Origin of the sequence: Nocardioides sp. Root1257 (assembly GCF_001425175.1) — a bacterium.
Lineage (GTDB): Bacteria > Actinomycetota > Actinomycetes > Propionibacteriales > Nocardioidaceae > Nocardioides.
Window position 1 is genome coordinate 909,511 of the sequence record NZ_LMDV01000009.1, and the last position, 25,799, is coordinate 935,309.

28 protein-coding genes are annotated in these 25,799 nt (G+C 71.0%); 13 read left to right on the plus strand and 15 right to left on the minus strand.

Annotated features, from left to right (window positions below; genetic code table 11):
* Positions 1-69: 69 nt before the first annotated feature.
* From ASC77_RS18410 to ASC77_RS26260, 6 genes are all read right to left on the minus strand, one after another.
* Complete coding sequence (locus tag ASC77_RS18410) at positions 70-2,436, minus strand: ATP-binding cassette domain-containing protein (RefSeq protein ID WP_056156295.1); 2,367 nt, start codon at positions 2,434-2,436, stop codon at positions 70-72.
* Positions 2,437-2,473: 37 nt separating this feature from the next.
* Positions 2,474-3,274, minus strand: a complete 801-nt coding sequence (locus tag ASC77_RS18415) for an SRPBCC family protein (protein ID WP_056156297.1) — start codon at positions 3,272-3,274, stop codon at positions 2,474-2,476.
* 141 nt (positions 3,275-3,415) lie between these two features.
* On the minus strand, positions 3,416-4,039 hold the full coding sequence (locus ASC77_RS18420; RefSeq protein ID WP_056156299.1) for a DUF1684 domain-containing protein: 624 nt from the start codon (positions 4,037-4,039) through the stop codon (positions 3,416-3,418).
* Positions 4,036-4,623, minus strand: a complete 588-nt coding sequence (locus tag ASC77_RS18425; protein ID WP_056156302.1) for a hypothetical protein — start codon at positions 4,621-4,623, stop codon at positions 4,036-4,038. Before ASC77_RS18425 ends, ASC77_RS18420 begins: the two co-directional genes overlap by 4 nt.
* Positions 4,620-5,369 carry an amino acid ABC transporter ATP-binding protein gene (locus ASC77_RS18430; protein ID WP_056156304.1) on the minus strand — a complete coding sequence of 250 codons (750 nt, stop codon included), beginning with the start codon at positions 5,367-5,369 and terminating at the stop codon, positions 4,620-4,622. The genes ASC77_RS18425 and ASC77_RS18430 overlap by 4 nt, the downstream gene beginning before the upstream one ends.
* Positions 5,366-6,838: an ABC transporter substrate-binding protein/permease gene (locus tag ASC77_RS26260; protein WP_082574897.1), complete on the minus strand. Its 1,473-nt coding sequence runs from the start codon at positions 6,836-6,838 to the stop codon at positions 5,366-5,368. The genes ASC77_RS18430 and ASC77_RS26260 overlap by 4 nt, the downstream gene beginning before the upstream one ends.
* 69 nt (positions 6,839-6,907) lie before the next feature.
* On the opposite strand from ASC77_RS26260, the gene ASC77_RS18440 reads away from it, so the two are divergent.
* Positions 6,908-8,134 (plus strand): glucose-1-phosphate adenylyltransferase family protein, encoded by a 1,227-nt coding sequence (locus ASC77_RS18440; RefSeq protein ID WP_056156632.1) that lies wholly within the window; start codon positions 6,908-6,910, stop codon positions 8,132-8,134.
* A 133-nt stretch (positions 8,135-8,267) separates the two neighbouring features.
* Here ASC77_RS18440 and ASC77_RS18445 read toward each other — a convergent pair whose 3' ends face one another.
* Positions 8,268-8,993 (minus strand): SDR family oxidoreductase, encoded by a 726-nt coding sequence (locus ASC77_RS18445; protein ID WP_056156306.1) that lies wholly within the window; start codon positions 8,991-8,993, stop codon positions 8,268-8,270.
* A 97-nt stretch (positions 8,994-9,090) separates the two neighbouring features.
* On the opposite strand from ASC77_RS18445, the gene ASC77_RS18450 reads away from it, so the two are divergent.
* The gene (locus ASC77_RS18450) at positions 9,091-9,564 is read left to right on the plus strand and encodes an RrF2 family transcriptional regulator (protein WP_056156308.1); all 474 of its coding nucleotides are present in this window, start codon (positions 9,091-9,093) and stop codon (positions 9,562-9,564) included.
* Between the two features lie 35 nt (positions 9,565-9,599).
* Here ASC77_RS18450 and ASC77_RS18455 read toward each other — a convergent pair whose 3' ends face one another.
* A complete protein-coding gene (locus ASC77_RS18455) occupies positions 9,600-10,055 on the minus strand; it encodes a DUF1772 domain-containing protein (protein WP_056156310.1) in 456 nt (151 codons plus the stop codon).
* A gap of 86 nt (positions 10,056-10,141) precedes the next feature.
* Here ASC77_RS18455 and ASC77_RS18460 point away from each other — a divergent pair, with 86 nt between their 5' ends.
* The gene (locus tag ASC77_RS18460; protein ID WP_056156311.1) at positions 10,142-11,077 is read left to right on the plus strand and encodes an AraC family transcriptional regulator; all 936 of its coding nucleotides are present in this window, start codon (positions 10,142-10,144) and stop codon (positions 11,075-11,077) included.
* A gap of 9 nt (positions 11,078-11,086) precedes the next feature.
* On the opposite strand, the gene ASC77_RS18465 is transcribed toward ASC77_RS18460, so the two are convergent.
* From ASC77_RS18465 to ASC77_RS18485, 5 genes are read right to left on the minus strand one after another with little or no spacing between them, the layout of a single operon-like run.
* Positions 11,087-12,160: a dihydrodipicolinate reductase gene (locus tag ASC77_RS18465; RefSeq protein WP_056156313.1), complete on the minus strand. Its 1,074-nt coding sequence runs from the start codon at positions 12,158-12,160 to the stop codon at positions 11,087-11,089.
* Positions 12,161-12,167: 7 nt separating this feature from the next.
* On the minus strand, positions 12,168-13,325 hold the full coding sequence (locus tag ASC77_RS18470; RefSeq protein WP_235547786.1) for a sulfotransferase family protein: 1,158 nt from the start codon (positions 13,323-13,325) through the stop codon (positions 12,168-12,170).
* Positions 13,326-13,362: 37 nt separating this feature from the next.
* On the minus strand, positions 13,363-14,202 hold the full coding sequence (locus ASC77_RS18475) for an SDR family oxidoreductase (protein WP_200945023.1): 840 nt from the start codon (positions 14,200-14,202) through the stop codon (positions 13,363-13,365).
* Positions 14,202-15,356: a hypothetical protein gene (locus ASC77_RS18480; RefSeq protein WP_056156315.1), complete on the minus strand. Its 1,155-nt coding sequence runs from the start codon at positions 15,354-15,356 to the stop codon at positions 14,202-14,204. The genes ASC77_RS18475 and ASC77_RS18480 overlap by 1 nt, the downstream gene beginning before the upstream one ends.
* Complete coding sequence (locus ASC77_RS18485; RefSeq protein ID WP_056156316.1) at positions 15,353-16,231, minus strand: TIGR03619 family F420-dependent LLM class oxidoreductase; 879 nt, start codon at positions 16,229-16,231, stop codon at positions 15,353-15,355. The genes ASC77_RS18480 and ASC77_RS18485 overlap by 4 nt, the downstream gene beginning before the upstream one ends.
* Before the next feature lie 46 nt (positions 16,232-16,277).
* Between ASC77_RS18485 and ASC77_RS18490 the strand changes: the two genes are divergently transcribed.
* Genes ASC77_RS18490 through ASC77_RS18500 form a run of 3 tightly spaced genes read left to right on the plus strand, consistent with a single transcriptional unit; the run spans position 16,278 to position 17,685 of the window.
* Positions 16,278-16,703, plus strand: a complete 426-nt coding sequence (locus ASC77_RS18490) for a nuclear transport factor 2 family protein (RefSeq protein WP_056156318.1) — start codon at positions 16,278-16,280, stop codon at positions 16,701-16,703.
* A gap of 11 nt (positions 16,704-16,714) precedes the next feature.
* Complete coding sequence (locus tag ASC77_RS18495) at positions 16,715-17,200, plus strand: nitroreductase/quinone reductase family protein (protein WP_056156320.1); 486 nt, start codon at positions 16,715-16,717, stop codon at positions 17,198-17,200.
* Positions 17,197-17,685 (plus strand): nitroreductase family deazaflavin-dependent oxidoreductase, encoded by a 489-nt coding sequence (locus ASC77_RS18500; protein WP_056156321.1) that lies wholly within the window; start codon positions 17,197-17,199, stop codon positions 17,683-17,685. Before ASC77_RS18495 ends, ASC77_RS18500 begins: the two co-directional genes overlap by 4 nt.
* Positions 17,686-18,017: 332 nt before the next feature.
* Here ASC77_RS18500 and ASC77_RS18510 read toward each other — a convergent pair whose 3' ends face one another.
* On the minus strand, positions 18,018-19,190 hold the full coding sequence (locus ASC77_RS18510; RefSeq protein WP_082574901.1) for an EamA family transporter: 1,173 nt from the start codon (positions 19,188-19,190) through the stop codon (positions 18,018-18,020).
* A gap of 40 nt (positions 19,191-19,230) precedes the next feature.
* Here ASC77_RS18510 and ASC77_RS18515 point away from each other — a divergent pair, with 40 nt between their 5' ends.
* On the plus strand, positions 19,231-19,731 hold the full coding sequence (locus ASC77_RS18515; RefSeq protein ID WP_056156325.1) for a universal stress protein: 501 nt from the start codon (positions 19,231-19,233) through the stop codon (positions 19,729-19,731).
* Between the two features lie 4 nt (positions 19,732-19,735).
* Complete coding sequence (locus ASC77_RS18520) at positions 19,736-20,242, plus strand: MarR family winged helix-turn-helix transcriptional regulator (RefSeq protein ID WP_235547788.1); 507 nt, start codon at positions 19,736-19,738, stop codon at positions 20,240-20,242.
* A gap of 3 nt (positions 20,243-20,245) precedes the next feature.
* Here ASC77_RS18520 and ASC77_RS18525 read toward each other — a convergent pair whose 3' ends face one another.
* Positions 20,246-21,091: an aldo/keto reductase gene (locus ASC77_RS18525; protein ID WP_056156327.1), complete on the minus strand. Its 846-nt coding sequence runs from the start codon at positions 21,089-21,091 to the stop codon at positions 20,246-20,248.
* Between the two features lie 55 nt (positions 21,092-21,146).
* Here ASC77_RS18525 and ASC77_RS18530 point away from each other — a divergent pair, with 55 nt between their 5' ends.
* The 5 genes from ASC77_RS18530 to ASC77_RS18550 all read left to right on the plus strand — a co-directional run bounded on the left by ASC77_RS18530 (position 21,147) and on the right by ASC77_RS18550 (position 25,780).
* Positions 21,147-21,587, plus strand: coding sequence for an NUDIX hydrolase (locus tag ASC77_RS18530; RefSeq protein WP_056156328.1), 441 nt, complete (start codon positions 21,147-21,149; stop codon positions 21,585-21,587).
* 140 nt (positions 21,588-21,727) lie between these two features.
* Positions 21,728-23,581 carry a molecular chaperone DnaK gene (gene dnaK, locus ASC77_RS18535; protein ID WP_056156330.1) on the plus strand — a complete coding sequence of 618 codons (1,854 nt, stop codon included), beginning with the start codon at positions 21,728-21,730 and terminating at the stop codon, positions 23,579-23,581.
* Entirely contained in the window at positions 23,578-24,132 is a 555-nt protein-coding gene (gene grpE / locus ASC77_RS18540; protein WP_082574903.1) for a nucleotide exchange factor GrpE, read from the plus strand. Before dnaK ends, grpE begins: the two co-directional genes overlap by 4 nt.
* Positions 24,133-24,162: 30 nt before the next feature.
* On the plus strand, positions 24,163-25,341 hold the full coding sequence (gene dnaJ, locus ASC77_RS18545) for a molecular chaperone DnaJ (protein ID WP_056156332.1): 1,179 nt from the start codon (positions 24,163-24,165) through the stop codon (positions 25,339-25,341).
* A 4-nt stretch (positions 25,342-25,345) separates the two neighbouring features.
* Complete coding sequence (locus ASC77_RS18550; protein WP_056156334.1) at positions 25,346-25,780, plus strand: heat shock protein transcriptional repressor HspR; 435 nt, start codon at positions 25,346-25,348, stop codon at positions 25,778-25,780.
* The last annotated feature ends 19 nt before the right edge of the window (positions 25,781-25,799 follow it).

Here is a 25,799-nt window from a genome sequence, read left to right on the forward strand (position 1 = left end):
CGTTCGGGCCATGCCCGATGGCCCCGATGGGGAGTTGTGCTGCACGGGGGGACCAGGGGTGCCCTGGGGTCAGGTCCGGCGGAGCCGTCGTGCGAGGTACGGCGCCGTCGCACTGTCCTCGGCCTGCGCGACCTCGACCGGGGTGCCCGTCGCGACCACCCGGCCGCCCGCGTCGCCACCGCCCGGGCCGAGGTCGATGACCCAGTCGGCGGTGGCGATCGCGTCCAGGTCGTGCTCGACCAGGACCACCGTGTTGCCGGCGTCGACGAGCCGGTGCAGCTGGCGCAGCAGGAGGGCGGTGTCCGCCGGGTGCAGGCCCGACGTGGGCTCGTCGAGCAGGTAGAGCGTGTGACCGCGGCGGGCCCGTTGGAGCTCGGTCGCGAGCTTGATGCGCTGGGCCTCGCCGCCGCTGAGCTCGGTCGCCGGCTGCCCCAGGCCCAGGTAGCCGAGCCCGACGTCGCGCAGGGTCTCGAGGCTGCGCGAGGCCGCCGGCACGTCGCCCAGGAACGCCGCGGCGTCGTCGACGGACAGGTCGAGGACCTCGGCGATGTGCTTGTCGCGATAGGTGATCTCGAGGGTCTCGGCGTTGTAGCGGGCGCCGTGGCAGGTCGGGCACGGCGCATACGTGCCGGGCAGGAACAGCAGCTCGACGGCGACGAACCCCTCGCCCTGGCAGGTCTCGCAGCGCCCTTCCGCGACGTTGAACGAGAACCGGCCGACGCCGTACCCGCGCGCCTGCGCCTCGGCGGTCGCGGCGTACAGCTTGCGGACGGAGTCGAAGAGTCCCGTGTACGTCGCGAGGTTCGACCGGGGCGTGCGGCCGATCGGCCGTTGGTCGACGAGCACCAGCCGGTCGAAGGACTCCGCGGCGACCGGGTCCTCGGCGAGCACCTGGCTGACCAGGGTCGACTTGCCGGAGCCGGACACCCCGGTGACGGCCGTCAGCACGCAGAGGGGGATGTCGACCGACAGGTCCTGGAGGTTGTGGCGGGAGACCCCGCGCAGCTCGAGCCAGCCCTGCGGCGCCCGGACCTCGTGCTCCAGACGCTCGGCGCGACCGAAGAGGTGGGCGCTGGTAGCCGACTCCGCCACGTCCTCGAGACCGGCCACGGGGCCGCTGTAGAGCACCCTTCCCCCGGCGTCGCCCGCGCCCGGACCGATGTCGACGACCCAGTCGGCACGCCGTACGACGTCGAGGTCGTGCTCCACGACGAACAGCGAGTTGCCGGACGCCTTGAGGCGGTCGAGCACGTCGAGCAGCGGCTCGGCGTCGGCCGGGTGCAGCCCCGCGGAGGGCTCGTCGAGGACGTAGACGACGCCGAACAGGCCCGAGCGCAGCTGCGTCGCGATCCGCAACCGCTGGGCCTCGCCGGGCGACAACGTCGTCGAGCTCCGCCCGAGGCTGAGGTAGCCCAGGCCGAGGTCGAGGAGCACCTCCACGCGCGCGACCAGGTCGGCGCAGATGCGTACGGCGACCTCGTTGTCCTCGCCGGGGCGCTCGGCGACCGGGCGCAGCAGCGCGACGACCTCGGTGAACGGCAGGTCGTTGACCTCGGCGATCGAGCGACCCGCGAACCGCACCGCGAGCGCCTCCGGCCGTAGCCCGCTGCCGTGGCAGTCGGGGCAGGGCGCGTCCTCGACGAACCGCAGCGCCCGTTCGCGCATCCGCTCGCTCTTGGAGTCGGCCAGAACGTGCATGACGTGCTTGCGGGCGCTCCAGAACTTCCCGTAGTAGCCGTAGTCGATGCGGTCCCGCTCGGGCTTGATCAGGACCGAGGGCTGCTCGTCGGTGAAGAGCAGCCAGTCCCGGTCCTTCTTGCGCAGTCGGCGCCACGGTCGGTCGACGTCGATGCCGAGGCCGGTGACGATGCTGCGCAGGTTGGCGCCCTGCCAGGCACCCGGCCATGCGGCGATCGCGCCGTCGCGGATGCTGAGCGACGGGTCCGGGACCAGCAGCTCCTCGGTGACGTCGTGCACGACGCCGAGGCCGTGGCAGCGCGGACACGCGCCGGCCACGGTGTTGGGCGAGAAGGCCTCGGCGGCCAGGTGCTCCGCCTCGGAGGGGTAGACGCCCGCCCGGGAGTAGAGGATCCGCAGCAGGTTGGACAGCGTCGTGATGGTGCCGACCGACGAGCGGGAGGTCGGCGCTCCGCGGCGCTGCTGAAGCGCTACCGCTGGCGGCAGGCCGGTGATCTCCTGGACGTGCGGAGCCCCGACCTGCTGCAGCAGCCGCCGTGCGTACGGCGCGACTGACTCGAAGTAGCGGCGCTGCGCCTCGGCGTACAACGTGCCGAACGCCAGCGACGACTTCCCCGACCCGGAGACCCCGGTGAACGCGACCATGGCGTCACGGGGGATGTCGACGTCCACGTTGCGGAGGTTGTGCTCGCTCGCGCCGCGGACGCGCACGAAGTGGTCGGTCGCGTCGGTGGTCACGTCTCCTCGTACCCAGCCGGGTGGGAAGGCAACGGGATCAGTCGCCCACGCCGAGCGCCGCAGCGAGGCCCTCGGGGTCGGCGACGGCGAGTGTCGCGCCCGGGTGCCGGATGGCGCCGGTCGTGTCGATGGCCGTCACGGGCTCGGCGAACTCCAGGCAGAGTGCCCGGTCACCGTTGCTGGCCATCGTCACGCCGCGGTCGCTCAGCGACAGGTGCGGGGGACCGGCGGTCTTGACGAAGCCGAAGCCGCCGGTGACCTGCGCGCCGACCACGTTGGCGCGCGGGGTCAGCAGCTTCCACGGCCCGTAGTGGACGTAGAGCCACTGCGGGCCGACCTCGACCGACGTCGTCGCGGGGGTGATGCCGAACGGCCGCGCGGCCGCGGCGTACGCCGGGGTGAAGGCGAAGTCGAACTCTCGGACCACCTCGATCGGTGATGCCGGCTCGTCCGCGGCAGGCGCGACGAGTCGGCGCAGCGCGGCCCGCGCCAGTGGCCGGTAGGCCTGGCCCGGGACGGCGCTCGGACCGTGCACCTGCATGACTGCCCGGCTCCCGCCCGCCGCCGTGGGCAGCACGTAGTGGCGCATCCGCACCCGCGCCGGCCCGAGGACCACCTCCCACGACCAGGCGCGCAGCCCGGCATCGACCTCGACGACCTCGTAGTCGACGGCGACCGGGCCCGGCCCGATCACCCGGCCGGTGCCACCCACCCGCACCTCGGGATCGTCGGTCCTCACGTCCCGGATCTGCGACGCCCACGACGACCACTGCGACGGGTGGGTGAACCGCCGCCAGACGGCGTCCGGATGCGCGGTCCCCGAGGCCTCGACCAACATCTCCCGAGCCTGGCAGACCCCTCCAACCGGTCGGACGACCTGCCGCTCAGCGCGGTCGTGCCCCGAGACGTCATACGAATCGAGGCATGGAGACCTCGATCCGTATGACGTCCGTGCATCTGCAGCAGGCGCTCCGCCGACTCAGCCGATCAGCTGCCGCTCGCCGACCGGCACGACGGCCTCGACCCGGTTGCCGGCCGGCGCCAGGGGGCACGCCCAGGCGGGGTCGTAGGCGCAGGACGGGGCGTAGGCGAAGTTGAGGTCGACGACCAGGTGGTCGGGAGTGCCGCCGAGGTCGGCGCCCTTGACGGTGTCGAGGAGGTAGCGGCCGCCGCCGTAGCTGCCGTCGGGCTCGCCGCTGCTGCCGTCGCGGAGGGGCAGGAAGAGACCGCCGCCGTACGTCGCGAGGCGCCAGAGGTCGAGGGTGCCGAGGCCGGGGAGGGTGAGGGTGCCGAGGCGCTCGAAGGGGACGACGCCGTCGGTGCCGGTCTGCACCTCCCAGGGCGTCGGGTCGGCGGGCTGGATCTCGACCTCGAAGCGCCAGGCGGGGTCGTACGGCGCGATGTCGAGGCCCGTGAACGACGAGCGATCCTCGTCCAGCAGTGGGCTGGCAGGGTGGTGGGCGAAGAGGTCGTCACGACTCCGACGCCAGGCGGCGTGGCCGGCCTCCGGGGTGGCGGCGGCCCGTACCTCGGCGTACAGCGCGAAGACGCGGCGGCGCCAGTCGACGACGTCGAGAGCAGGGACAGCAGCGGCAGCGCTCATCGCTCCTCCAGGTAGGTGAGCTCGGCGCCGCGGTCGACGACGTCCTGGGTGGTGGTGACGTCGATGCGGGGGTCGTGGGCGATGTCGAAGAGCGTCTCGACGCTCACCGGGAGGTCGACCGTCCGCGGATCGCGGTGCAGGCGGGGGCCGTTGAAGGTGACCATGACCGTCTGCCCGTCGCTCTTGGGGACGAGGACGAACACGCCGCCGGGGTCCTCCTCGGGGTCGTCGAGGTTCCAGCGCAGGGTGCCGCCGTCGGTCTCCTCGCACGCCTGCGTGTAGAGCCCGACCGTGGCGTCGCAGTCGGTCAGCTCAGGTACGTCGAGCCTCCCGAGCGTGACCGTGAGGCCGTCGCCCGGATCGTTCTTGGTCGGGTGGTACCTCAGGTCGACGGCGACCGCGTCGTCGTCGAAGGCGTCGAACCAGTCGAAGGGCTCGGTCCCGGCGGTGTCCGGCGTGCCGGCGTGGTCGGCGGCGACGTACGCCAGCGCACCCGGGGTGATCGAGGGGTCGTCGTCGCAGCCGGTCGTCGCGAGCGCCAGCGCGCCCAGCCCGAGGACCGGCGCGACGACCCGCGCGATCATCGCTCGTCCAGCATCCGGGCCAGGAAGCGGCGGGTCCGCTCCTCGCGGGGGTCGGTGAGCACCTCGGCGCCGCCGCGCTCGGCGACGACACCGCCGTCGAGGAAGAGCACCTGGTCGGCGACGTCCTGGGCGAAGCGCACCTCGTGGGTGACGATGACGAGCGTCCAGTTCTCGGCGGCGAGGTCGCGGATGACCGCGAGCACCTCGCCCACCAGCTCGGGGTCGAGGGCCGAGGTCGGCTCGTCCAGCAGCAGCACCTCGGGCCTCAGGGCCAGGGCGCGGGCGATGCCGACGCGCTGCTGCTGGCCGCCGGAGAGCTCCGCGGGGTAGGCGTCCTCGCGGCCGGCCAGACCCACCTGCTCGAGCAGCGTGCGCGCGTCGGCGGTCGCCTCGTCGACCGGTCGGCCCTGCACCTGCACCGGCCCCTCGATGAGGTTGCCGAGCACCGTCTTGTGCGGGAAGAGGTGGTGGGACTGGAAGACCATGCCGCTCCGGGCACGCAGCGCCTTGACCGCTCGACGATCAGGCGGGGTCGCGAAGTCGATCGAGGCGTCGCCGATCCGCACGAGTCCGGCGTCGGGGGTCTCGAGCACGTTCATGGATCGCAGGATCGTGGTCTTGCCCGAGCCGGACGGCCCGAGCAGTGCCGTCACCGTCCCGGACTCGGCGGTGAAGTCGACGCCCTGCAGCACGACGGTGTCGCCGAACGACTTGGTCAGCCCGCTGACCTCGATGAGGTTGCTCATGCGACGTACCTGCTCAGTCGTCGTTCGAGCGGGCCCTGCGCCAGGCTGACGAGGTAGCAGACCACCCAGAAGTACAGGGCGGCCATCACGTAGAGCGGCAGGTACTCCGTGGTCGCGGCCGCCGTCACCTGCGCCTCCCGGAAGAGCTCGGGGACCAGCACCAGCGAGGCCAGTGCGGTGTCCTTGATCAGGGACAGCAGCGTGTTGCCCAGCGGCGGTACGGCGATCCGCGCCGCCTGCGGCAGGATGATCCGCCGCATCGACTGCCCGTAGTCCATGCCGATCACCGTCGCGGCCTCGTACTGGCCGCGTGGCACCGACAGGATCGCCGCGCGCACCACCTCCGCGGCGTACCCACCCACGTTGAGGCTGAGCGCGAGGATCGCCGCGGGGTAGGGATCGAGGTCGATGCCGATCGCGGGCAGGCCGAAGAAGACGATGAAGAGCTGCACGAGCAGCGGGGTGCCGCGGATGACCGAGATGTAGGCGCGGGCGATCCAGTCGAGGACCGTGATCGACGACAGCCGCGCGAGCGCGGCCGCGATCGCGAGCGCCAGGCCGATGACGAAGCTGATGATCGTGAGCGGGATGTTGCCCTTCACCAGTCCGACGAACATCGGCCAGGCGGTGTCCTTCACGACCTCCCACGTCGTCCGCGAGTCCGAGGCCTGCACGTCGACGTCCTCGGAGCCGCCCTTCACCGTGACGTCGGCGCCGAAGTAGTCGTCGGAGATCTTCGCGAGCGTGCCGTCGTCGGTCAGCTTCTTGATCGCGGCGTCGGCCTCCTGCTGCAGCTGGGGGTCGCTCTTGCGGAAGGCGAGCGCCTGCTCGAGGGTCTCGTCGCCGGCGTCGCCCGCGATCTTGACCTGGTCGTTGCCGGACGTCGCGAGGTAGTCGAGGACCGCGATGTTGTCGTTGACGATCGCGTCGACCCGGCCCTGGACGACCAGCTGGACGCCGGGCCCGAAGTCCTGGACGTACTGCACCTTCGCGCCCGCGTCCTTGGCGACCTGCGCCCAGTTGCTGCTGGCGGTCTGCGCCGTCGTACGCCCTTTGAGGTCGTCGAGCGACGTGATGTCGTCGGTGTCCTTCGCGGTGACGATCACGCCGTGCGAGTACGTGTACGGCGTGCTGAAGAGGTAGCGCGCCTTGCGCTCGGGGTTGATCGTCACCTGGTTGGCGATGACGTCGATGCGCTTCGAGTCGAGCGCGGGGAAGAGCGAGTCGAAGGGCGCCTCGACGAACTCGACCTTCCAGCCCGCCTCCTCGCCGATCGCCTTCATCACCTCGATGTCGAAGCCGGTCAGCTCGTTGGTGTCCGGGTCGCGGTAGCTGAAGGGCGGGTAGACGCCCTCGGTCCCGACCTTGACGACCCGCTCCTCGTCCGCGTGCGCGGCGGTGGGTACGCCGAGCGCCACGGCGCACGCCAGCACGAGCAGCGCGAGCAACCGGGGGAGGGGGAGAGGCACCTGCCCTTCCTACCCCACTGCGCCCGAACTGAACGTGTGTGTCCGCCGATGACCGGGCACTGGGGGTGGATGACCCGTCCCCATGTCCTCGCACTCATCCAGGCCGGCGGCGCCGGCGGGCGGATGGACGTCCTGACGCGGGAGCGTGCCAAGCCGTCGCTGCCCTTCGCGGGCGTCTTCCAGCTCGTCGACTTCCCGCTCTCCAACCTCGCCAACAGCGGCATCTCCGACGTGTGGCTCTCGGTGCAGTTCCAGGGCGCGGCGCTGGGCGAGGGCGTGTCCAACGGTCGGCCCTGGGACCTCGACCGCAACCGCGGCGGGCTGCGGCTGCTGATGCCGCAGGAGGGCACCGGCGGGACCGACGAGGAGGGATTCGCGCACGGCAACGCCGACGAGCTGTACCGCTTCCGCGACCAGGTCGTCGCGGAAGCGCCCACCGAGCTCGTGGTGCTCAGCGCCGACCACGTCTACCGCTTCGACGTCATGGAGGCGGTCGAGACGCATCGGCGTACGGGCGCGGAGTGCACCGTCGTCACCACGCAGATCCCGGTCGGGGAGGCGACGGACCACGCGACCGTGGTCGCCGACGACGATGGTCGGGTGACCGGCTTCGCGTACAAGCCCGAGGACCCGGCCACGGGGACCGTGGCGACCGAGATCCTCGTCTACGACCCTGCCGTCCTGGTGCCGCTGCTGGAGGAGCTGCACCGCGAGCTGGGAGCCGATGCGCCCGCGGGCGACAGCGGCCTCGGCGACTACGGCGAGCACCTGGTCCCCCGGTTGGTCGAGCGCGGGCGCACCTTCGTGCACGCGATGCCCGGCTACTGGAAGGACCTCGGCCAGCCGCACAAGTACGTCGCAGCCCACCACGACGTCCTCACCGACGACCTCGGCGTGCTGAACGACCCGGACTGGCCGATCCTCAGCCACCAGCAGCAGCGCGCGGCCGCCCGGGTCCTCGACGGAGGTCAGGTAGTCGACAGCCTGCTCAGCCCCGGCTCCTGCGTGCGCGGCACCGTGACCCGCAGCGTGATCGGCTCCGGGGTCGTCGTCGAGGAGGGTGCCGTCGTCCGCGACAGCGTCGTCTTCCGCGACACCCGGGTCGAGGCCGGCGCGCAGGTCGACTGGGCGATCATCGACCAGGACTGCGTGATCGGCGCCGGCGCGGTCGTCGGGTCGCCGGACACGGATCCCGACGACCCGGACGCGATCGTCCTGGTCGGTCAGCGCTCGACCGTCGGCGCCGACGTCGGCATCGCCGCCGGGTCCGGGTTGGAGCCGGGCACCACGGCCTGAGCGTCAGCTCCTCGGCCACGTTCGGTAGTCCCTGACGAAATGGTCCTGGATCGACCTGAACGAGAGCCGTTCCGTCAGGGACTACGCCGAGCCTGGGGCAACCGACCGGACCTGGGTGCTCCCGGGGAGCCGATCAGGCCTGCGAGCCGAGCCAGTCGTCCCAGCCCGGACCGCGGACGAGCGCGTCGTCGCCGGGGAGCATCGCGCCGGCCATCAGGCTCGCGGGGGCCTCGACCGCCTCGACGGTGACGTCCTGCCCCGAGTGCTCGACGAGCGCGCGGACCTGGTCGACCAGGTTGACCCGCTGCGGGCCCGCGAGGTCGGTGTCGCCCTCGATGACGCCGGTCGCCAGGTCGAGCAGCACCTCGACGATCTCCTGGGTCGCCACCGGCTGGGTCGGCACGTCGATGATCGTGGCGACCCCGTCCTGGGTGTTCCACGCCAGCATCTGCGAGGCGAAGTCGAGGAACTGCGTCGCGCGCAGGACCACCACGCCCGGCGCCGTCTCGCGGTACGCCGTCTCCTGGGCCAGCTTGGCGACGTAGTAGTCGTAGTCGGGGCTGCGGTCCACGCCGACGATCGAGAGCACGACGGTCCGCCGTACGCCGGCCGCGGCCGCGGCGGTGCCGATGTTGCGGGCGACCGTCGGGAAGAAGGTCGCCGCCTGGTCGAGCGGGCACGCGGTCACGTCGACCACGGTGTCGACGCCGGCCAGCGCCTGCTCCAGGCCGCTGTCGGGGGAGAGCAGGTCGAAGCCGGTCTCCCGGGCGACCTCCACGACCTCGTGACCCTGCTTGCGGGCCAGGGCGGTGAGCTGCGAGCCGATGCGGCCGGTGGCCCCGGCGATGGCGATCCTCATGTCGTGCTCCTCATCTGATTAACGCGGATAGTTGATATCCGTGATTAGAGCACAGAACTCGGACACTTGTCATCCATGAATTCGGTAGGATGGCGTCATGAAGCTGTCCGGAGGCGTCGAGTGGGCCGTGCACTGCTGCGTCGTGCTCAGTCGCGCCGAGGGGCCGGTCCCGGCCACCCGCCTCGCCGAGTTCCACGGCATCTCGCGCACCTACCTGGCCAAGCACCTCCAGCAGCTCTCGCGGGCCGGGCTGGTCAGCTCGACGGAGGGGCGGGTCGGCGGCTACGCCCTGACCCGGCCGGCCGACGCCATCACGCTGCTCGACGTCGTGCAGGCGATCGACGGCCGCGAGCCGGCGTTCCGCTGCACCGAGATCCGGCAGAACGGCCCGCTCCCCGCGAGCCCGCAGGCCTGCCGGAAGGCGTGCGGCGTGGCCCGGGCGATGCACGCGGCCGAGCAGGCCTGGCGCGACTCGCTCAAGGCGGTCACCGTCGCCGACCTGGCCGCCGGTGTTGAGCACGACGTCGGCCCGGACACGTTCGTCCGCGTGCGGGAGTGGCTGGGGTCGTAGGCCCCGACCGGCGACCGCGAATCTCGACCGCCGCCTCACGACCGCAGCGCGGCCCACGCCAGGCACGCCAGCGCCGCGGTCGAGGTCGCGGTGCGGACGACGTTCCAGCGCACCCAGGCCGTCTCGAAGTCCGCGCGGGAGCCGCCCGCGGCGAGCGCGTCGTTCAGGGGGATGTTGCCGACGCCGGTCACGACGACGGTCGCGACGGCGAGGGCGGCGCCGGCGATCGCCCAGGTGCGCGCCGGGCCGCTCGTGGTGACGACCGCGAGGACGGCGAGGGCGGGGGCGCCGAGGAAGCTGAGCATGAAGACCGGGTTCACGATCGCGACGTTCATGTGGTTGAGCGACGAGGTGAAGGTGCGGTCGTCGGTCTTCGCGAGCCCGGGCATCACGCCGCACGCCCACACGTAGTAGGTGCCGGCCTGGAGGCCGGCGGCGACGGTGGCCGCGAGGAGGACGGGGGAGCGGAGGGTCTCGAGGAGGTCGGTCATGGGATCAGCACACCGCGGATCGGTGAGACGATCCATCGCCGTACGGCGCTCTTCCATACGCGAGCGTCTCGCCGTACGGTGAGGGCATGGACGGCCTCGCTGCGCTGCTCGACGGACCCCGCGCCCGCGGGGCGTTCCTGCTCCGGTGCCTGATGGACGCGCCCTGGTCGGTGCGGCTGCAGGACGAGTCGCCGCTGTCGCTGACCGCCGTCGTGCGCGGCGGACTGTGGGCGCTGCCCGACGGGGGCGAGCCGTTCCGGCTCGAGGCGGGCGACGTCGTGGTCGCCCTCGGCCCGGACCACTGGACGATCGCCGACGAGGTCACGACGCCGCCGCAGGTCGTCATCCATCCCGGCCAGCACTGCACCACGCTCGACGGGCAGTCGCTCGAGGAGGAGATGCACCAGGGCGTACGCAGCTGGGGCAACAGCGCGGTCGGCGAGACCGTGATGCTCACCGGCGCCTACCTCTTCGAGGGCGAGGTGAGCCGGCGGCTGCTGCGGGCGCTGCCCCGGTTCGTCGTGCTCAGCGAGCGCGAGGTCGGCTCACCGCTGGTCACGCTGCTCGCCGACGAGATCGTCAAGGACGAGCCCGGCCAGGACGCCGTCCTGGACCGGCTCCTCGACCTGCTGCTGATCGCGGTGCTGCGGGCCTGGTTCGCGCGGCCCGACGCCGATCCGCCGGCCTGGTACGTCGGCCAGTCGGATCCCGTCGTCGGCCCGGCCCTGCGGCTGATGCAGCACCACCCGTCGCACCCGTGGTCGGTGGCCGAGCTCGCGGCTGCCGGCGGCGTCTCGCGCGCCGCCTTTGCCCGCCGCTTCACCGACGTCGTCGGCGAGCCGCCGATGACCTTCCTGACCGGCTGGCGCCTCGCCCTGGCCGCCGACCTGCTCCGCGACCCGTCCGCCACCCTGGCGAGCGTCGCCCACCAGGTCGGCTACTCCACGCCGTTCGCGCTGAGCACCGCCTTCAAGCGGGCGTACGGCGTCAGCCCCCGCGACCACCGGCTGCTGGTCGCCTGACGCCGTGCGTCAGCGGATGGTGCCGACCCCCGGGATGAGCGGCAGGTCGAGCGCGGTGACCCAGCCGGCGGGCAGGTCGTTGACGGCGGGTACGGCGTTGAGCGCGCGGAGTCCGGTCGCGAGGCAGCCGGCGACGGCGGGCGCGCGGCCGGAGCCGTCGGTGAACCGGAAGGCCGTCTCCTGGCTGATCGACGGCGAGCCCGTGATGTCGACGCGGTAGACGTCGTCGCCCGACCCGGCAGGCCAGTCGGGGGCGGCGTCGAGGCCGATCCGGTTGACGTGCTCGAGGGAGATGACCTCGCGGCCGTCGTGCACGCCGTTGATCGCGAAGCGGATGGCCGCGACCTGGCCCGCCTCGATGACGCCCTTGGCGGTCTTGCGGTCGGTCGGCGTCACCCACTTCTCCCAGGTGGTGGTGATGTCGTCGAGCTCGATGCCGGCGGCGTGCGCGATCATCGGCACGGTCGCGCCCCACGCCATGATCAGCAGCTCGGGGATCTCGAGGAGCGGCGTGAAGTCGGGCGAGCGGCCGATGCCCATCTCGTCCTCGTAGTCGCCCTCGTAGTCGGTGTAGTCGAGGAGCTCGGACGCGCGCACCGAGTCCACCCGGCCGCACAGCCCCATCAGGGTCATCGGGAAGAGGTCGTTGGCGAAGCCCGGGTCGATGCCCGTCGTGAAGCAGGACGCGCCACCCTCCTCGCAGGCCTGGGTGATCGGGTCGATCCAGTTGGACGGCGTCTGCTTCATCCCCGGCCAGACCCACGGCGTCATCGCGGTCGAGCAGACGTCGATGCCGGCGCGCAGGAAGGCGGACATCACCCGGATGTTGTCGTCGGCGTACTGCGCCGTCGGCCCGTAGTGCACCAGGGCGTCGGGCGCGAGCGCGATGAGCTCCTCGACCGAGTCGGTCGCGATCACCCCGGTCGGCGCGATGCCGCAGATGGTGCCGGCGTCGACGCCGACCTTGGCCGGGTTGGAGACCCCGACGCCGACCAGCTCGAAGACCGGGTGGTCCACGATCTCGGCGATCACCATCGACCCGACGACGCCGGTGCCCCAGACGACGACCCGCTTCTTGTCCATGACAGTCCTATCGATCGAAGGCGGCGCGGACCCGGTCCTCGGTGAGGCCGTAGTCCTTGAGCGTGTAGGTGTGCGAGGGCTTCGCCTTGCCCTGCTTGGACTCCTGGTCGATCGCCTCGATCGCCGACTGCACCTCGGGGGTCCAGTCGAGCCCGAACTGGTCGTAGACCCGACGCGTCACCGCGAGCGGGTCCGTGACCAGGTCCTTGAAGGCGATGTCGATGAACTGGGCCTGGTCGTACTTCGGCCGCGCGTCGTGGAACGCGTGGAAGGCCCGCGACCACAGGTCCAGCTGGGTGTGGCCGATGACGCCGCCGACGTACGTCGAGCTGTGGCCGACCGTCGTCTCGGCCGACAGCGAGCACGACGACGCGATGCAGGTGACCGGGTCGCGGTGCGTGTAGATGATCAGCGCATCGGGATAGACGGTCATCAGCGCGTCGAGCGCGGTCATGTGCGAGGGGTTCTTCAGGATCCAGCGCTTGTCGGGGTCGTTGAGCCCGACCAGCTGGAGGTTCTCCTTGTGCCGCGCGTAGGCGTCGGTCCAGTCCTGCTGCTTGAGCCACTCGGTGTAGCGCGGCAGGTTGGCCAGCGACTCGTACGAGTTCGACTTGCCGGTCTGCCGCAGCAGGCGCCAGCACTCCTCGACGGTGGTCGCGTCCATGTAGTGGATCCCCATGAACTCGGGGGATTCGACGTGGTGCGCCGAGAACGCCTGCTGCATCGCGTTGAAGATCGGGTCCGACTCCCAGGTGTCGCGCGGGGGGCGGGGCTGGGGGTACTGCGTCAGCCACATCTCCAGGCCCTGCGACCTCGGGTCCGCGTGCAGGTAGCGGTGCAGCGCCGTGGTGCCGGTGCGCGGCAGGCCCATCAGGAAGATCGGCCGCTCGATCGGCACGTCGCGGTGCTCGGGGTGCGCCGCGAACTGCGCCTGCGTCAGCAGTACGCCGACCAGCGCGCTCTTGACCTCGGACCGCTGGAAGTAGTTGCCCCGCGGCGTCAGGCCGGCCTCCGGTGACGCCAGGTCCTCGGTGAGGACGCGCAGGCCCTCCTCGTGGGCGGTGCCACCGAAGTCGGTCATGCCCGTGGTGCGCTGGGCGGCCGCGACGATGTCGTCGTAGGACCCGACGTCGGGGCGCTCCCGCACCATGATGTTGTCGCTCATGGTTTCGAGGCTCGCTTCGCTCGCACCTCAACCACCGTCAGTCGTGGAACTCGCCGCAGTCGACGGTCAGCATCTGGCCCGTCACGGCGGAGGCCAGGTCGCTGGCGAGGAAGAGGGTCGCGCGGGCGACCTCCTCGGACGAGGCCAGCCGCTTGAGGTCGGTCGGCGCGGCCTTCTCGGCGTACACCTGCTCGTGCGTCTTCTCCTCGACCGCCGCGAGGAAGTCGAAGTAGCCGCGGTTGACGTCCTCGTAGATGTACGACGGCGCGACGCTGTTGACGCGGATGCCGCGCGGGCCGAGCTCGGTGGCCAGCGACGACGCGAGGTGCTCGAGCGCGCCCTTCGAGAGCTTGTAGCCGGCGTACTCGGGCTGCGACGAGAAGACGACGCAGGAGTTCAGCATGATGATCGAGCCGTGGGACTCCGACAGCCCGTCGGCGAAGAGCGCCGAGAGCCGAAGCGGCGCGAAGACGTTGGTCTCGTTGACCTTCGCGAGCTTGACGGGGTCGATCGTGCTGATCGGGTCCATGGGCGGGATCGTGAACGCGTTGTTGATGACGCAGTCGACCCGGCCGAACGCCTCGAGCGTCCTGTCGCGCAGGTTGGCGCGCGACTCCTCGTTGCGCACGTCGGTGACGACGCTGACAACCTTGACGCCGTAGCCCTCGAGCTCGGCCTGCAGCTCGAGGAGCCGCGACTCGGTGCGGCTCGCGATCACCAGGTCGGCGCCCATCTTCGCGGCCTCCACGGCCAGCGACCGGCCGAGGCCGGGGCCGATGCCCGAGATGACGACGACCTTCCCCTTCAGCAGGGGTACGGCGTTGTAGCGGTCCTCGATCGAGGTGTCGTGGGCTTCGGCAAGGCCAAGCTCGGTCATCAGCTGATCATCCTTCGGGCAACGGAGCGCTGTCGCGCGGCGATCCGCGCGGCGTACTCCTCGGGGGTGAGGGGGGTGAAGTGCGGGACTCGGGACGGTACGTCGGCCAGGGGCATCACCTCGGCGACCGGACCGTCCTCCGGGCCGAGGTCGCGCTCGAGGCGCTGCCAGCGCAGCATCAGCGCGCCGGTGCGGTGACCCGTGGTCTCGAGCCAGTTGGCGATCGGCGTGCCGCCGGGCGGCGTCTCCGAGATCACGAAGCGCATGAGTCCGTCGGGGTCGACCTGCGCCTGGGCCTTGGTGAGCGAGGTCTGGTGGGTCTCGTAGTCGGTCGAGGCGTACCAGTCCGAGCCGATCTGGATCGCCTGGTAGGAACAGTCCGTGCACGCGGGCACGGTGATGACCAGCGCCTGGTCCTCGGCGAGGTCGTAGTGCCCGATCGACGAGCGCTGCGACGAGAGGCCGCCCGGCGTCGACTGCGGAGGGGTCGGCACGTTGGCCGGCTCCTTGTACTGGAAGAAGTGTGGGAAGGCGATCCAGGTCTGGATCGACCCGACCAGGCTCTTGGCCGCGACCTCGTAGCGCTGCGCGATCCGCTCGCGCCGCAACGGCTTGGCGGGCTGGCCGAGCGTGTCGACGCGCTCGATCGTGATCGTGCCGCGCTCCTCGGTGTCCCAGTCGTTGAAGACCTCGCGCACGATCATCGTCTTCGCGCCCGGCTCCGCGACGTAGCGGAACTCGAAGTTCCCGTCGGTGTCCTTCTCCAGCTCGCGGTCGTCGAAGGCGAGCATCGAGCCGGCCGCGGAGTCGGCGGAGTAGGAGCCCGACATGACCTGGAACGAGAGGTCGGCCGACGTCCCGCGCCGCCCGCGTACGACGTACTCGACGCCCTCCTTGAGGTAGGCGTTGAAGTAGATGGCGTCCGGGTTGTCCAGGCCCTGCCGCGAGAACTGGTGGGTCGGGTTGATCATCAACGGTCTGTCCAGGTCGTGGTCGAAGGCCATCTGCATGGCCATCCGGATCCGCCCGGCCAGGTAGTCGTAGCCCTCGAGCCGGTCCTGCTCGGTCCTGATGAACGGCGCGTTGGCGACCAGCTCCTCGGCCTCCGCGATCGCGTCCTGGAGGACCTTGGTCAGGCCGTAGCTCTCACTCACGGATTGACCTTGTGGATGATGTTCTCGGCGAACTGCTCGAGGTGCTTGATCTTCTTGTCGAGCGGCTCGGTGTCGGGGCCCTTGATGTAGGGGACCCGGAAGCCCACGATGCAGTCGGTGACGCCCTTGTCCTCCAGGCGCTTCACGCCGTCGGGGGTGTAGGCGTCGTACGAGATCACGTGCACCTCGAAGTCGTCGCGGGTGTCGCCCTCCTCCTCGCGGATCTCGGCGAGCCGCACCAGCATTCGGTCCAGCTCCTCGCCGTCGCCGCCGGCGTGCATCCAGCCGTCGCCCTTCACCACCGCGCGACGCAGGGCGGCGTCGGCGTGGCCGCCCACCAGGAGCGGGATCTTCTCGGTCGCGCCGGGGCACTGCTTGAGCGCGTCGACCTCGTAGAACTCGCCGTGGTACTCGAAGAACTCACCGGTCGTGAGGCCGCGCAGGATGTCCATGCACTCGTCCATCCGCTTGCCGCGCCTGGCCCAGTCGACGCCCATCGCGTCGAAGTCCTCGGGCCACGGCGAGATGCCGACGCCGAGGCCGAGCCGGTTGTCCGACAGGAACGCCAGCGACGAGGCCTGCTTGGCGACCAGCACCGGCGGCCGGATCGGGAGCTTGAGCACGAACGGCGTCAGGCGCAGCGTGGTCGTCACCGCGAAGAGGTGCGCGCACAGCACCATCGTCTCGATGAACTCCTTGCCGTCGAGGAACTCGCGGTCCCCCGTGTCGGTGTAGGGGTACTTCGAGTCGGAGTCCTTCGGGTAGATGACGCTGTCGGCCACCGTCATGCTGGTGTAGCCGGCCGCCTCGGCCGCCTGCGCCAGAGGGGCGTAGTACGTCGCCTGCGTCATCGCCTCGGCGTAGCTGAATCGCATGGGCCACACACTAGAACGTGTTCCAGTTTTGTGCCAGAGTTCCAGCGTGGACCTCCAGGAGATCAGCGACCGCATCGAGATCGAGAACGTCGTCATCCGCTACACCCGCGGCATCGACACCGGCGAGTGGGACAGGCTCGACACCGTCTTCACGCCCGACGCCCAGATCAACTACGTCGAGTCCGGCGGGATCGAGGCGTCGTACGCCGAGGTGAAGACGTGGCTGGCCGAGGTGCTGCCGGCGTTCTTCCCCCAGCGCATGCACTCGCTGCACCAGCTCGACATCGCGATCGACGGCGACGAGGCCACCTGCTCGGCGTACTTCCACAACCCGATGCCGATGGACGATGGTCAGGGCGGCGAGAAGGTCGTCGAGTTCGGCGGGATCTACCACCACGTTCTCGTGCGGACGCCGGACGGCTGGCGCAGCCGCAAGCTGCACGAGGAGATCGTGTGGAAGCGCGGGATGTAGGGGGCCGGTAGATGGGACTGCCCGAGGAGAAGCCCGAGGGCCTGGACTCGCCAGTGACCGCCAAGGTCATCAAGTACATGGCGAAGGCGCAGGTCCGGGTCTTCCGGCTCACCAACGGCCGGATCGGGTCGAAGTGGCGGGTCGGGGCCGGGTGGAAGAAGCCCGTCCCGACGCTCCTGCTCGACCACGTCGGCCGCAAGTCGGGCGCGAGGTTCACGACCCCGCTGCTCTACCTCGAGGACGGCGCCGACCTCGTCGTGGTGGCCTCACAGGGTGGCCTGCCGAAGAACCCGCAGTGGTACCCCAACCTGCTCGCCTGCCCGGACACGTCGGTCCGGGTCCGCAAGGAGGGCGTCCGCCGGGTCCGCGCGCGCACCGCCGACGCCGACGAGCGCGCCGCGCTGTGGCCGCGGCTGGTCGAGCTCTACGCCGACTTCGAGAAGTACGCGAAGTGGACCGACCGGGAGATCCCGGTCGTCATACTCACCCCGAGATGACCGCACCGAAGATCAAGTCGCGTCCCACGGGACTCAACCACCCGCTCTACAAGCGCGCCATGGGCCGCATCGCCAAGGCGCACGTGTGGATCTACCGCCGCAGCAACGGCCGCCTGCTCCACCAGTGGCGCAACGGCTCGGCGCTCTTCCACCCGGTGCCGGTGCTGCTGCTCGATCACGTCGGCCGGAGGTCGGGGACCCCGTTCACGACGCCGCTGCTCTACCTCGACGACGCGCCGGACGTCGTGATCGTGGCCTCGCAGGGTGGCATGCACCACGACCCGCAGTGGTACCTCAACCTGTTGGCGCACCCGGAGACGACGGTGCAGATCAGGGCGGAGCTGCGCCCGGTCCGGGCCCGGGTCGCCACCACCGACGAGGCGGCTGCCCTCTGGCCGCGCCTCGATGCCCTCTACGCCGACTTCGTCAACTACCGTCGGTGGACGGATCGGGAGATCCCGATCGTCGTGCTCGAGCCCCGCTGAGAGAATGGCGGCGTACGAGCCCAGCAGCGGAAGAGGAAGACGTGGCCGAGAAGGAGCCGGACCGGCTTGGCGAGGAGCACCCGATCGTCGCGGGCCTGGTGGCCCTGGTGGGCGTGGGGCTGGTCGTCGGCCTGGTGATCGGGCTGGTCGTGCTGGCGGGGACCAAGGTCCTCGGACTCGGCGGCGACGACTCGAGCTCGACCGCCGACGGCCAGGCGAGCCTGTACCTGCCGACGCCGTCGAAGACGGAGTCGGCCTCCGACCCGGAGATCACGCTGGCGCCCGGCGAGTCCGAGAGCCCCTCCGGCAAGCCGTCGAAGACCGCGAGCAAGTCACCGAAGGCCGAGATCAGCCTCTCCGCGACGACCACCGAGGTCGGCCCGATGGAGCAGTTCCAGCTGACCGGCGTCTACCCCGAGGGTGAGGGCGCGATCCTCACGGTCCAGCGCTTCCAGGACGGCTCCTGGGTCGACTTCCCGGCGACCGGCTCGGTCAGCGGCGAGACCTTCCAGATCGCCGTGCAGACCAGCAAGGTCGGCGAGAACCGGTTCCGCGTCGTCGACAGCGACACCGACCTCAAGTCCGACGAGGTCCGGGTCACCGTCACCGGCTGATCCACGTCCGGTCCGCCGGCGCAGGCGGTCGGCCATGGCCGGCTGTCCGGCGAGGATGCCGGCCAGCACCAGCAGCAGGCCGAGGGCCTGGCTGCCGCCGAACGACTCGCCCGCCAGTGCGACGCCGATGATCGTGCCCGAGACGGGGTTGAGCAGGCCGACCAGCGCGACCGCGCCGGCAGGCAGCCGGCGCAGGCCGCGGAACCACACGACGTACGCCACGACCGTGCCGGCGAGCCCGAGGTAGAGGAAGCCGCCGATCGCGCTCGGGTCGAGCGGGGGCGGCGCCCCCTCGACGAGCAGGGCGACCGGCAGCAGCACCAGTCCGCCGGCGACCAGCTGCCAGGCGGTGAACGTCAGCATGTCGACCGGCGGCTTCCAGCGCTTGACGAGCACGAAGCCCACCGACGACATCGCGACGGCGCCGAAGGACGCCGCGACGCCGAGCGGATCGACGGCGAAGTCGGCGCGCAGCACGAGCAGGGCGACGCCGGCCGCGCCGACGCCGGCACCGACCAGGGCCGCGGCGCGCGGACGCTCGCCGATCAGCGCCCACGCGACCAGCATCACGACGATGGGCGCGGTCGCGGTGAGCGTGGCCGCCGTACCGCCGGGGAGTCGGTACGCCGCGATGAAGATGAGCACGAAGAAGGCGCCGATGTTGAGGGTGCCGAGCACGAGTGCTCGCCACCACCAGATGCCCTGCGGCAGTCGCGGGCGGAAGGCGAGCAACACGAGGCCGAAGGGCAGCGCGCGGACCAGCGCGCCGAAGAGCGGGCGCTCCGGCGGGAGGAACGTCTCGGTCACGTAGTAGCCCGACCCCCACGCGATGGGGGCGAGGGCCGCCAGGGCGAGCGTGCTGCCCCATCGGGCGGACGAGGTAGTTTCCATGGAAGACATAATAGTTTCCAGGTGAGATATATTCCAGGTCATGGCCACCACCTCCGGACGCACCGTGATCGTCGGTCACGACGGCTCGCCCACCGCCGGCCTCGCGCTGGCCTGGGCGCTCGACTACGCGGCCCGCTGCGGAGCCCGGGTCCGCGTGATCCGCAGCTGGTCGCTGTCGACGGCGCCGCGCCCGGCGTCGATGACGCGGGGCTACGTGCCACCGCTCGAGGACTTCGAGGAGGCCGTGCTCCAGGCCCTGCGCGCGGACGTCGACGCGACCGTCGCCGAGCAGGCGGCTGACGTCGAGGTCGCGTGCGAGGCGGTGCGGGCCGCGGCGGCGAACGCGCTGATCGAGGCGTCGCGCGAGGCGGACCTGGTGGTCGTGGGTGCCCGTGGGCTCGGCGGCTTCAAGGGTCTGGCGCTCGGGTCGGTCAGCGAGCAGTGCGTGCGCCATGCCGGCTGCCCGGTCGTGGTCGTCCGCGACGAGCACTCCGCCGACATCGACCGGCTGCGCGAGTCCGACGACCTGATCGGGGAGTAGGTCGGTGGCGGCCGAGGAGCCGGAGCCTGACCACGTCGCCCGCATCATGGCGAAGTGGCACGAGGCGATGCCCGGCCTCGACGTCTCCCCGCAGGGCGTGATCGGTCGGCTGCACCGGCTGGCGGCCCGGCTGACCGAGGAGCTGGTCGCCGTCTACGCCGAGTTCGGGCTCGGCGAGGGGGAGTTCGACATCCTGGCCACGCTGCGGCGCGAGCCGCCGCCGTACGCGCTGACGCCACGCGACCTGGCGGACTGGACCATGGTCTCCTCCGGTGCGGTCACCAAGCGCGTCGACCGCTGTGTCGAGCAGGGCTGGGTGACGCGTCGGGTCAGCGATGCGGACGGTCGCGGCCGGGTGGTCGCGCTGACCCCCGCCGGCCTCGACCTCATCGACCGGGCGTTCGTCGCCCACATGGCCAACGAGCAGCGGCTCGTCGCGCTGCTGCCCGAGACGGAACGGGCCCGGCTCGCCAGGACCCTCGAGTCCTGGGGCCGGGCCCTCGACGCCTGATCCTCAGTCGGGGATCCAGTCGAACGTGTCCGGGTTGGGGCCGGTACGGCCGTCCTCGCCCCGGTCGAGGGCGCTGATCGCGGCGACCTGGTCCTCGGTCAGCGAGAAGTCGAAGATGTCGAAGTTCTCGCGCATCCGCTCCTCGCGCACCGACTTCGGGAAGACGATGTCGCCGCGGTCGATGTGCCAGCGCAGGGTGACCTGCGAGGGCGTCTTGCCGTGGGCGGCCGCGATCTCCCCGATGACCGCGTCGTCGAGCACCTTGCCCTGGGCGATCGGCGACCAGGCCTCGACCTCGACGCCGTGCCGGATCGAGGCCGCGCGGGCGTCCTCGTTGGTGAAGTAGGGGTGCACCTCGATCTGGTTCACCGCGGGGACGACGCCGGTCTCCTCGATGATCCGGTCCAGGTGGGCCGGCTGGAAGTTGGAGACGCCGATCGACGTCGCGCGGCCGTCGGCCACGAACTCGGCGAGGGTGCGCCACGTGGAGACGAAGTCGCCGTCGTAGCGCGTGGGCAGCGGCCAGTGGATGAGGAAGAGGTCGATCCGGTCCAGGCCCAGGCGACCCAGCGTCTCGTCGAACGCGCGGCGCGCGGCGTCCGGCTCGTGGAAGGTGTTGTTGAGCTTGCTGGTGACGTAGAGCTCGTCTCGCGCGATGCCGGAGGCCTTGATGGCCTCGCCGACGCCGGCCTCGTTGCCGTACATCTGCGCGGTGTCGATGTGGCGGTAGCCGACCTCGAGTGCGGTGCCGGTGACCGCGGCGGTGTCCGCGGGCGGCACCTGGAAGACGCCGAAGCCGAGCTGGGGGATGGTGGTCTCGTTGTTCAGGACGACGTTGGAAACGGTCATGCCAGTTCCATCTCCTGTCGGGGGGTCGAACATTCCCGTGCGTGAGGATGGACTCATGGAACCTGTTCTGGAGTTCACCGACTACGACACCCGTCTGGGCGCGTACGCCGTCGTCGTGCGCGACGGTCACGTCCTCCTCGCGCTGTGGGACGAGCCGGAGGTCCCGATCCTGATGTGGTCGCTGCCGGGCGGTGGCGTCGAGCTGGACGAGACGCCGGCCGAGGGGGCGATCCGGGAGGTGCGGGAGGAGACGGGGTACGACGTCGAGCTGACCGGGCTGCTGGGGGTGGAGACCTTCGTGATGGCGCCCGAGAAGCGGTTCGAGCGCGTGGGCGATCGTCCGCAGAAGAACGTCCAGGTCGTCTACGAGGCGACCGTGACCGGGGGTGAGCTGACCCACGAGCTCGGCGGGTCGACCAGCGAGGCGCGGTGGATCCCGCTGGCGGAGGTGCCCGCGCTCGACCGGATCGGGCTGATCCGGAAATTCATCGGCTGACCCGGGAATGGTCGACGCCGTACCTCCGTTGAGACGAGTAAGCAAAGTTGAGTTGATCGGACTCAACTTATTTGTCAGACTGACGTCGGCCCCGCAGGATGGGGGCTGAAGCAGCACCCGATACCCGGAGGTACACAAACATGGCACGTGCGGTCGGCATCGACCTCGGCACGACGAACAGCGTCGTCGCCGTCCTCGAGGGTGGCGAACCCACCGTCATCGCAAACGCCGAAGGTGCCCGGACGACCCCGTCCGTCGTCGCCTTCGCCAAGTCCGGAGAGGTCCTGGTCGGTGAGGTCGCCAAGCGGCAGGCCGTGACCAACGTCGACCGGACGATCCGCTCGGTGAAGCGCCACATGGGCACCGACTGGAAGACCGACATCGACGGCAAGGACTTCACGCCGCAGCAGATCAGCGCGTTCGTCCTCCAGAAGCTCAAGCGCGACGCGGAGGCCTACCTCGGCGAGACCGTCACCGACGCGGTGATCACGGTCCCGGCGTACTTCTCCGACGCGCAGCGCCAGGCCACCAAGGAGGCCGGCGAGATCGCGGGCCTCAACGTGAGCCGGATCGTCAACGAGCCGACCGCGGCAGCGCTGGCCTACGGCCTCGACAAGGGCGACGACCAGACGATCCTCGTCTTCGACCTCGGTGGCGGCACGTTCGACGTGTCCCTCCTCGAGATCGGCGAGGGTGTCGTCGAGGTGAAGGCGACCTCGGGCGACAACCACCTCGGTGGTGACGACTGGGACGCCCGCGTCGTCGACTGGATGGTCAAGAAGTTCAAGGACAACAACGGCGTCGACCTCGGCGCCGACAAGATCGCCAAGCAGCGTCTCCAGGAGGCGGCCGAGAAGGCGAAGATCGAGCTGTCGTCGTCCTCCGAGACCACGATCCACCTGCCGTACATCACGCACGGCGAGTCCGGCCCGCTCCACTTCGAGGAGAAGCTGACCCGCAGCGAGTTCCAGAAGCTGACCGCCGACCTGCTCGACCGCACGAAGGCGCCGTTCCAGAGCGTCCTCAAGGACGGTGGCGTCGACGTCAGCAAGATCGACCACGTCGTGCTCGTCGGCGGCTCCACCCGAATGCCGGCCGTGACCGACGTCGTCAAGGAGCTGCTCGGCGGCAAGGAGCCCAACAAGGGCGTCAACCCGGACGAGGTCGTCGCCGTCGGCGCCGCCCTCCAGGCCGGCGTCCTCAAGGGCGAGGTCAAGGACGTGCTGCTCCTCGACGTCACCCCGCTGTCCCTCGGCATCGAGACCAAGGGCGGCGTGATGACCACGCTGATCGAGCGCAACACCACCATCCCGACCAAGCGGTCCGAGATCTTCACGACCGCCGACGACAACCAGCCGTCGGTCGAGATCAAGGTCGCCCAGGGCGAGCGCCAGATGTGGTCGCAGAACCAGCCGCTCGGCAACTTCGAGCTGACCGGCCTGCCGCCGGCGCCGCGAGGCATCCCGAAGGTCGAGGTCACCTTCGATATCGACGCCAACGGCATCGTGCACGTGACCGCGAAGGACCAGGGCTCCGGCAAGGAGCAGTCGATGACGATCTCCGGCGGCTCCGCGCTGTCGAAGGACGACATCGACCGGATGGTCAAGGAGGCGGAGCAGTACGCCGAGGAGGACGCCAACCGGCGCGCCGCGGTCGAGACCCGCAACCAGGCCGACCAGCTCGTCTACACGACCGAGAAGTTCCTCGCCGACAACGCCGAGAAGCTGCCCGAGGACGTGAAGACCGAGGTCCAGGCCGACGTCGACGCGCTCAAGGCGATCCTCGAGGACGCCGAGGCCAGTGCCGAGACGATCCAGGCCGGTGTCACCAAGCTCGGTGAGTCCAGCCAGAAGATGGGCGCCGCGATGTACGCCGCCGCGGAGGCCGAGCAGGCCGCCGCCGGTGGCTCGGACGGCTCGACGGGCGAGGCCGACGACGACGTCGTCGACGCCGAGATCGTCGACGAGGACCCCGCTGAGGGCGAGGCCAAGTGACCGAGCCGTCCCAGGACGAGCAGGTCATCCCCGAGTCGGAGGAGCAGGAGACCCCTGCTCCTCCGGCCGAGGGCCCCGCGGAGCCGGGGGAGGTCGAGGAGGACGAGCTGACCGTCGCGCAGCGCACGGTCGGTGAGCTCACCAACGACCTCCAGCGGCTGCAGGCCGAGTTCGTCAACTACAAGCGCAGGGTCGAGCGGGACCGCGACCTGATCCGGGAGAACGCGACGTACGCCGCGCTCGCCCCGATCACCGAGGTCCTCGACACGATCGACCGGGCTCGCGAGCACGGCGATCTCGACGCGGGCTTCCAGACGGTCGCCGACCAGCTGGAGCGCGTGGTCGCCGGCCTCGGGCTCACCAAGTTCGGTGCGCCCGGCGAGGCCTTCGACCCGACGATCCACGAGGCCCTCTCCCACATCGGAGAGGACCCCGACGTCGAGGTGACGACCTGCAAGGTCGTGGCCAAGGCGGGCTACCGGATCGGCAGCCGGGTCGTCCGGGCCGCCCAGGTCCTGGTCGTCGACCCGCCGAGCGGTCCGACGGCCTGATCACGACAACGACGAGGAGGGAGGTGTGCGATGAGCACGAATGACGGTTTCCGGGCCGACTGGGCGCAGAAGGACTTCTACGCCACGCTCGGCGTCAGCAAGACCGCGACGGCCGACGAGATCAAGAAGGCCTACCGCAAGCTCGCGCGCGCCAACCACCCCGACTCCAACCCCGGCGACACCGCCAAGCACGACACGTTCAAGGCGGTCGCCGAGGCCTACGACGTCGTCGGGGACGCCGACAAGCGCGCCAAGTACGACGAGATGCGCAGCGCGTACGCCGGTGGGTTCGGCGGGGGCTTCAGCGGCGGCGGGTTCCCCGGCGGCGGTGGTGGCGGCTTCGACCTCAACGACCTGCTCCGTGAGCGGAGCGGCGGTGGCGGCGGCGGGTTCGGCGACATGTTCGGCGACCTCTTCGGCGGCAGCGGCCGAGGTCGGCGCGCGCCCCGGGCCCAGAAGGGTCCGGACGTCGACACGACCGCGACGATCAGCTTCACCGACGCCATCGACGGCGTCACGGTGTCGCTGCGGCTGACCTCCGACTCCGCGTGCCCCGACTGCAAGGGCACCGGCGGCAAGCCGGGCACCAAGCCGCACGTCTGCCCGCAGTGCGAGGGCGCCGGCTTCGTGCTGGGCAACGCGGGCGGCGGCTTCTCGATCAACGAGACCTGCCCGATGTGCGGCGGGCGCCAGCTCGTCTACGACGAGTCCTGCCCGACCTGCCACGGCAGCGGCCGCGGCACCTCGGCGCGCACCATCCAGGCCCGCATCCCCGCCGGCGTCAAGGACGGCCAGCGGATCCGGCTGCGCGGCAAGGGAGCCCCCGGCGACCACGGTGGCCCGGCCGGCGACCTCTACGTCACCGTGAAGGTCTCCGGGCACCGGCTCTTCGGCCGCAAGGACGACAACCTGCTGCTCGACGTGCCCGTCTCCTTCGACGAGCTCGCGCTGGGCGCCGACATCAAGATCCCCACCCTCGGCGGTGCCCCGGTCACCCTCAAGGTGCCGGCCGGCACGCCCAACGGGCGGACCTTCCGGGTCCGGGGCCGGGGTGCGACGAAGTCCGACGGCACCAAGGGCGACCTGCTCGCGACCGTCGAGGTGCAGGTGCCCGCGGTGCTCGACGCGGCCGCGCGCGAGGCGGTCGAGGCCTACCGGGCCGCGACCGCCGGCAAGCCGCTGCGCTCGAAGCTCTTCGAGGAGGCCTGACCTCGTGGCCGGGCGTCGACCGTTGGAGCCGCCGGGCCCCGACAGCGCCGTCTACGTCATCTCCATCGCCGCGGAGCTGAGCGGTCTGCACCCGCAGACGCTGCGCACCTACGAGCGGATGGGGCTGATCACGCCCGGCCGCACCGGTGGCGGCGGCCGTCGCTACACCCACCGCGACGTCGAGCTGCTGCGCGAGATCAGCGACCTGACGGCCGCCGGGATCGGCATCGAGGGCGTACGCCGGATCCTCGACCTCGAGCACCGGATCGCGGCCCTCGTGCAGCGCAACGACGAGCTCCAGGCCGAGCTCGCCGCGACCCGCGAGGCGCTGCGCCAGGCGGCGATCGCGCGTCGCGGCGACACTCCTCCCAACAAGCTGCCAGCCGTGCGTCAACCCGAGCCCGGCCAGTCCGTCGTCGTCTGGCGACGGGGTCGCTGACCCCCACTACTCACACAGA

Coding starts and splice junctions, on each gene's coding strand:
- ASC77_RS18415 (WP_056156297.1), bottom strand. CDS start 3,274: ATGTTGGTCGAGGCCTCGGGGACCGCGCATCCGGACGCCGTCTGGCGG.
- ASC77_RS18420 (WP_056156299.1), bottom strand. CDS start 4,039: ATGAGCGCTGCCGCTGCTGTCCCTGCTCTCGACGTCGTCGACTGGCGC.
- ASC77_RS18425 (WP_056156302.1), bottom strand. CDS start 4,623: ATGATCGCGCGGGTCGTCGCGCCGGTCCTCGGGCTGGGCGCGCTGGCG.
- ASC77_RS18430 (WP_056156304.1), bottom strand. CDS start 5,369: ATGAGCAACCTCATCGAGGTCAGCGGGCTGACCAAGTCGTTCGGCGAC.
- ASC77_RS18440 (WP_056156632.1), top strand. CDS start 6,908: ATGACCCGTCCCCATGTCCTCGCACTCATCCAGGCCGGCGGCGCCGGC.
- ASC77_RS18445 (WP_056156306.1), bottom strand. CDS start 8,993: ATGAGGATCGCCATCGCCGGGGCCACCGGCCGCATCGGCTCGCAGCTC.
- ASC77_RS18450 (WP_056156308.1), top strand. CDS start 9,091: ATGAAGCTGTCCGGAGGCGTCGAGTGGGCCGTGCACTGCTGCGTCGTG.
- ASC77_RS18455 (WP_056156310.1), bottom strand. CDS start 10,055: ATGACCGACCTCCTCGAGACCCTCCGCTCCCCCGTCCTCCTCGCGGCC.
- ASC77_RS18460 (WP_056156311.1), top strand. CDS start 10,142: ATGGACGGCCTCGCTGCGCTGCTCGACGGACCCCGCGCCCGCGGGGCG.
- ASC77_RS18465 (WP_056156313.1), bottom strand. CDS start 12,160: ATGGACAAGAAGCGGGTCGTCGTCTGGGGCACCGGCGTCGTCGGGTCG.
- ASC77_RS18470 (WP_235547786.1), bottom strand. CDS start 13,325: ATGAGCGACAACATCATGGTGCGGGAGCGCCCCGACGTCGGGTCCTAC.
- ASC77_RS18475 (WP_200945023.1), bottom strand. CDS start 14,202: ATGACCGAGCTTGGCCTTGCCGAAGCCCACGACACCTCGATCGAGGAC.
- ASC77_RS18485 (WP_056156316.1), bottom strand. CDS start 16,231: ATGCGATTCAGCTACGCCGAGGCGATGACGCAGGCGACGTACTACGCC.
- ASC77_RS18495 (WP_056156320.1), top strand. CDS start 16,715: ATGGGACTGCCCGAGGAGAAGCCCGAGGGCCTGGACTCGCCAGTGACC.
- ASC77_RS18500 (WP_056156321.1), top strand. CDS start 17,197: ATGACCGCACCGAAGATCAAGTCGCGTCCCACGGGACTCAACCACCCG.
- ASC77_RS18510 (WP_082574901.1), bottom strand. CDS start 19,190: ATGGAAACTACCTCGTCCGCCCGATGGGGCAGCACGCTCGCCCTGGCG.
- ASC77_RS18515 (WP_056156325.1), top strand. CDS start 19,231: ATGGCCACCACCTCCGGACGCACCGTGATCGTCGGTCACGACGGCTCG.
- ASC77_RS18525 (WP_056156327.1), bottom strand. CDS start 21,091: ATGACCGTTTCCAACGTCGTCCTGAACAACGAGACCACCATCCCCCAG.
- ASC77_RS18530 (WP_056156328.1), top strand. CDS start 21,147: ATGGAACCTGTTCTGGAGTTCACCGACTACGACACCCGTCTGGGCGCG.
- dnaK (WP_056156330.1), top strand. CDS start 21,728: ATGGCACGTGCGGTCGGCATCGACCTCGGCACGACGAACAGCGTCGTC.
- dnaJ (WP_056156332.1), top strand. CDS start 24,163: ATGAGCACGAATGACGGTTTCCGGGCCGACTGGGCGCAGAAGGACTTC.